Annotated in this window: 1 protein-coding gene; it reads left to right on the forward strand. The window is 49.2% G+C overall.

What is annotated here, in order from left to right; translation table 11 throughout:
• A partial coding sequence (locus R7R24_RS28745) for a nitrilase-related carbon-nitrogen hydrolase (RefSeq protein ID WP_411978846.1) occupies window positions 1-322 on the forward strand: 322 nt, incomplete at its 5' end.
• Between the last annotated feature and the right edge of the window lie 269 nt (window positions 323-591).

Here is a 591-nt window from a genome sequence, read left to right on the forward strand (position 1 = left end):
CGGCTATCAACGTGTGCGGATCTGTTCTCAATCTCGCGCGATCGAAAACGAGTGTTATGTGGCGATTGGCGGCAGTGTAGGCAACTTACCGCGCGTGGACAACGTGGACATTCAATATGCTCAATCAGCGGTGTTCTCACCTTCAGACATTTATTTCCCCCACGACGCCACATTGACGGAAGCCAGTGCGAATACGGAAATGATCATCTTTGCCGATGTTGACTTAACCAAGCTGAAACAGCTCAACACCGAAGGCTCGGTAACGAACTTGCGCCATCGACGCCTCGATTTGTACGGTGCGTTCACAACACCAAAAGAGTAGCCTGAGACCCAAGCCATGGTAATGACCGCTCGCCGTCGCGAATCAAACGGCGAGCGGAATCCAGCACAACAGCGCATCAGGTAAACACCATTATCAGAGGTGTGTCAGTTTTTCTCGGGAATGAGAAACAAGAATTGACCAGAGAAAACAACAGGAGTATCACTCCAATTTCCTTCCGACTTTATTAGAGGAAAGCATTTGGAACACATTAACGCTTTACTCATATCCATGAAGCCTCTGCTGGAGCAGTACGGCTACCTTGCGCTTAT

It is taken from the genome of Vibrio sp. 704, assembly GCF_033339295.1.